Origin of the sequence: Halapricum sp. CBA1109, assembly GCF_009741825.1 — an archaeon.
Lineage (GTDB): Archaea > Halobacteriota > Halobacteria > Halobacteriales > Haloarculaceae > Halapricum.
Genome location: NZ_WPCA01000172.1, coordinates 1 through 5092, shown reverse-complemented (window position 1 = coordinate 5092; position 5092 = coordinate 1). Strand labels below are relative to the sequence as shown.

Sequence of the window (5092 nt, the reverse complement as noted above, 5' to 3'; positions counted from 1 at the left end):
CTCGACGTACTCGGGGGTCGTCGCTGAGTACGATCACTCCGGGGGAGCGGTCCGCGAGAACGTCGCGCATCGTCGTGGCGAGTCGACCCCGACCGACCACCAGTCGGTCACGCATCGTAGCAAGTGTCGCCGCTACAGCGGCAAAAGACCGTCGTTATTTCAGTCGTTCCTGGAGAAAGGAGGGATGGGCGGCCGTGACGCCTTCGAGTGCGAGTATCTCGTCGCTGATCACGTCCCCGAGTTCGTCGCCGTCCCGGGCGCGGACCTCGGCCATCAGCATATGGTCACCGCTTGAAGTGTACAGCGCCTCTATCTCGGGGACCGACTGGAGGTCCTTCGTCGCCTCGACGTAGCGGCCGCTGTCGACATCGATGCCGACCATCGCGATGGACTGGCTGGCGAGTTTCTTCGGGTCCACGTCGGCGGAGTAGCCGACGATCACACCCTCGTCCTCGAGTTGGTTGATGTATTTCCGGACGGTCGGTTTCGATACCTCGGCCCGCTCGGCTATCTCGGCGTAGGACGCTTGGGCGTCCTCCTCCAGCACGGCGAGGATACGGTCCGCCGTAGACTCAGCGCTCATACCACTATCTTTCCGGTGGGCGAAAAAATATCTTCCGAATACCGAACCGCTCTACGTGTGCTTGTCGATGAGGTCGTAGGTGCGGTCCCAGTCGGCGTCCTCGTCGAAGTACCGCTCGGCGAGTGGCTCCTCGGGCATCTCGCCGATAGCGCGCTTCTCCTGGCCGTAGGACGGCCGGTCGTCGTCGACGTAGTAGCGACCGGTGAGAATCTCGCCCTCGTGGAGCTTGGTCTCGGTCTCGTACATCATCTCGGCCGCCTCGCGGCGGTCGTTGATGTCGTGGTCGTAGTCGTCAGACTGCTGGATGTCCGTGTACGGGACGTACTGCTTTGCGTCCTTGTTCCAGGTCGGACACTGGGTCAGGAAATCAACGTGGGCGAAGCCGTCGTGCTCGATGGCCTCGGCGATGATGTCCGCGGCCTGATTGGGGTTGACCGCGGCGGTGCGGGCGATGTAGGAGGCTCCGGCCGACAGCGAGAGGCTGAGCGGTCGGAGCGGCTCCTTGGCGGACCCGCTGGGCTGGGTCTTGGACTTGTGACCCTTCGGCGACGTCGGCGACGTCTGGCCCTTCGTCAGCCCGAAGATCTCGTTGTTGAACACGATGTACGTCATATCGTGGTTCTCACGGGCGGTGTGGATGAAGTGGTTGCCACCGATGCCGTAGCCGTCACCGTCACCGCCGGCGGCGATGACTTCGACGCCGGGGTTGGCCAGTTTCGCGGCCCGGGCGACGGGCAGCGAGCGGCCGTGGATGGTGTGGAAGCCGTAGGACTCGAAGTAGCTGTTGAGCTTCCCCGAGCAGCCGATACCCGTACAGAGCAGCGTCTCGTCGGGCGTCCGGCCGACTTCCGGCATCGCCTGCTTCAGCGCCTTCAGGACGCCGAAGTCACCACAGCCAGGACACCACGTCGGCTGCGGTTCGATACCGGGTGTGAACTCGTCGCGGTCGATCTCTCGTTCCTCGTCTATTGCACTGAATGCGCTCATAGTTAGTCACCTGCCGCCGGAACGTACTTCATTCGCTGGTGGGGCAGTTCCCCGTCGTCGATGCTGGTCTCGAACCCTTCGACGATCTCGTCGGGTTCGAAGGGGTTGCCGTTGTACTTGAGGAGACTGGACATCTTCTCGCCGAAGCGGCCCAGTTCCTTCTGGGTGAGGCCACGGAACTGCGCCGTGGCGTTCATCTCGACGACCAGCGCCTCGTCGACGGACTCGAGGAACTCGGTGACATCCTCTTCGGGGTAGGGCATCAGGTCCGAGACGCCGATGGCCTTCACGGAGTGGCCGGCGTCGTTGAGGCGGTCGACGGCCTCGAAGACCGTCCCCTGCTGGCTCCCCCACGTGATGATGCCGTAGTCGGCATCCTCGGGACCCTTGTAGGTCTGGTGGGTGGTGTCGAGTCCGTCGAGTTCCTCGCGGATGTCGGCGAGTTTGCCGACCCGGCGCTCCATCTGGATGACCCGGTTCTCGGGGTCCTCGTCGATGTGGCCGGACTCGTTGTGCTCGTTGCCGGTCGCCAGGAAGCGACCGTCCTTCTGGCCGGGCACCGAACGCGGACTGACGTTGCTCCCGTCCTCGGGGTCGTGCTGGAAGCGATTGAACTTCCCGGAGGCGTGGTGTGCGGCCTCCTGAATCTCCTCCTCGGTGAGCACCGCTCCGGGGTCGCTGTTGGGTTCCTCGTCGAAGAAGCTCACGGGCACGTTCCGGAGTTCGCCCTGTAGCTTCTGATCGTAGGCGACGATGGTCGGGATCTGGTACTCGTAGGCGATCTTGAACGCCTGTCGTGTCTGGGTGTAACACTCCCGGACGTTGGCCGGGGCGAAGACGACCCGCGAGGAGTCGCCCTGACTGGTGTAGAGGATGTGCTCTAGGTCGCCCTGTTCGGGCTTGGTCGGGAGGCCGGTCGAGGGACCGGCGCGCATCGCCTCGACGAGCACGATAGGCGTCTCCGTCATCTCGGCGAGGCCGAGCGGTTCGGACATCAGCGCGAAGCCACCGCCGGAGGACCCGGACATAGACTTGACGCCCATGTGGGAGGCCCCCAGCGCCAGCGCGGCCGCCGCGATCTCGTCTTCGACCTGCTCGCTGATACCGCCGAACTTCGGCAGGTTCTGGGACATGATCGTGAACACGTCGGTCCACGGGGTCATCGGGTACCCCGAGATGAACCGACAGCCCTCGTCCAGCGCACCGTAGGAAATGGTGTCGGAGCCGGACAGCAGGGCCTGCTCCTCGTCGTGGCCGTCGCCTTCCGGGGCCGACCAGTCGTGAGTGTGCTCGAACTCCTGGGCCTGCTCGTAGGCGTCTTCGAGGACGTTGAGGTTCGCCTCCTTGATGTCCCCCGACATACTGGCGGAGATGAGTTCCTCGAAGTACGAGACGTCGATGTCCAAAAGCGCCGCCGTGACGCCGACACCGGCGGTGTTACGCATCACGTCGCGGCCGTACTCGCGGGCGATGCCGCGGAGGTCGACCGGGTAGAGGTGCCAGTCGTTCTCCTCGGCTCGCTGTTCGAGGTCGGTCTCCGCGACGTCCTCCTCGTCGAGGAGGCCCTCGTCGTAGACGATGATGCCGCCCTCGTTGAGTTCGTCGAGGTTCTCTGTCAGCGGTTTTACCTCCTCGTCGCCGTAGTAGGCGTCCTCGCCCGGATTCCGGGCGAAGCTGTCCCCGAGTGTGAGGAGGAAGTTGTACCCGTCACCGCGCGACCCGACGGGTCCGTTACCGGCGCGTACTTCGACGTACGTGTGGCCACCCCGGATGCGCGACGGGTAGTGTCGATGAGTGAAGACGTTGAGTCCCGAGCGCATCAGGGCTTTCGCGAAGTTCTGGCTCGTCGAGTCGATTCCGTCCCCGGAACCGCCCGCGATTCGCCAGATGAGGTCTTTTTCTGCCATTGATAATTCACCGGCTCCCTGCGGGTGCCGTATTGGAACCACGCTTGGACCAGACAAAAGCGTTTTCACTGCCTGACGACCCAATAATCATTATAATTCCTTCGTGCGTATGTCCTCGATAGCGGCCGAAAGTGAGGGCCGATCCGACGACTCCGCTGAGATGTTTTCACGACCTATCAGTGGTATCGAAAGGACCTATTTGGTAGGTGGAGGCACACAATGGTTAGGAAGGACACTGGTACGCAGCTCGTGTCGAGAAAGTGTTGATTCTGATAACGGCGGGTCACAGAGCGGTCGATGCACCGAGACGACCGCGCCGTCTAGCGGGGTTGTTGGCTGTAGATGAGGTTCCGCTGGATGTCGTTGGCCCCCTCGTAGATGACGGGGATGCGCACGTCGCGGTAGACACGGGAGATACGGTTCTCGGTGAGCACCGACCGGCCGCCGTGGAGTTGCATCCCCTTCTCGGCGCAGTCCGTCGACACCTCCGTCGCCTTCGTCTTGGCCATCGCGGCCCAGAAACCGGCGTCGTCCTGTTCTTTCACTTTCCGGGCCGCGCGCCACGTGAGCGCACGGGCGGACTCGAACTCCAGTCGCATATCCGCGAGTTTGTGCTGGACGGCCTGGAACTCGCTGACGTCCTTACCGAAGGCGTTGCGGTCGTGGACGAACCGGTTTGCCTCCTCGATGGCCGCCGCGGCGAGGCCCAGCCCGTGGCCGCCGACGATGACCCGGCCGTGGTTGAAAAACTCCGCGAGCATGAAGAAGCCGGCACCCTCGGCACCGATGCGGTTCTCCTCGGGGATGCGCGCGCCGTTCAGTTCGATGTGGGCCTGCTTGCTCGCCCGGAAGCCCATCTTCTCGGGGATGTGCTCGGCGTCGTACCCCTCGGTGTCCGTCGGGACGATGAACAGAGAGTAGTTGCCGTAGCGGTTGTTCTCGTCGTCGCCGGTCTTGGCGTACAGCGTCACCCAGTCGGCCTCAACGCCGTTACCGATCCAGTACTTCTCGCCGTCGAGGACGTACTCGTCGCCGTCTTTTTCGGCCGTGGTGGTCATCCCCGCGAGGTCGCTGCCGGTTTCGGGTTCCGACACCGCGAGGCCGGTGATCTGTTCGTTGTTCGCGACCGGCCGGATGTACTCCTCACACTGTTCGTCGCTGCCGTGTTCGTAGACGATTTCGGCGCCGAAACTCGCCAACTGGAGCGTCAAGGCGATGCCCGCGTCGGCCTTGTAGAACTCCTCGGCGATGGCCAGCGTCTGTTCGAGGTCCAGTCCCCGGCCGCCGTACTCCTCGGGGATGTCCTGTGCGACGAGGTTGGCCTCCATCCCCGCTTCGAGTATCTCCCACGGGTACTCGCCCGTCTCGTAGTACTCCTCGGCGTTCGGTTCGATGCGTGTCTCGGCGAACTCCCGCGCCTCGTGTTTGACGTCCCGGGCGTGTTCGGGGACGATGGTATCCTCTAACAAGTCCATTATAGATGGTGTTAGAACGGACCCGGCATATACGCATTGGAACCGGATACAACTGTAAACTAATTGTCCGTGTCTTTAAACCTCGATCTCCTGCATCAGGCCGACGAGTTCGTCGAGGACGGGGAAGGTGTAGACGGTGA

4 protein-coding genes are annotated in these 5092 nt (G+C 63.2%); all 4 read right to left on the bottom strand.

The genetic code is table 11. The features are described from left to right. Positions 1-154: 154 nt before the first annotated feature. Positions 155-583, bottom strand: coding sequence for an HTH-type transcriptional regulator LrpA1 (gene lrpA1 / locus GJ629_RS14260; RefSeq protein WP_157513629.1), 429 nt, complete (start codon positions 581-583; stop codon positions 155-157). A gap of 51 nt (positions 584-634) precedes the next feature. Then, the gene (locus GJ629_RS14255) at positions 635-1570 is read right to left on the bottom strand and encodes a thiamine pyrophosphate-dependent enzyme (RefSeq protein WP_157513628.1); all 936 of its coding nucleotides are present in this window, start codon (positions 1568-1570) and stop codon (positions 635-637) included. A 2-nt stretch (positions 1571-1572) separates the two neighbouring features. Further along, positions 1573-3477 carry a 2-oxoacid:acceptor oxidoreductase subunit alpha gene (locus GJ629_RS14250; protein WP_157513627.1) on the bottom strand — a complete coding sequence of 635 codons (1905 nt, stop codon included), beginning with the start codon at positions 3475-3477 and terminating at the stop codon, positions 1573-1575. Positions 3478-3797: 320 nt separating this feature from the next. After that, a complete protein-coding gene (locus GJ629_RS14245; protein WP_157513626.1) occupies positions 3798-4952 on the bottom strand; it encodes an acyl-CoA dehydrogenase family protein in 1155 nt (384 codons plus the stop codon). Positions 4953-5092: the final 140 nt, after the last annotated feature.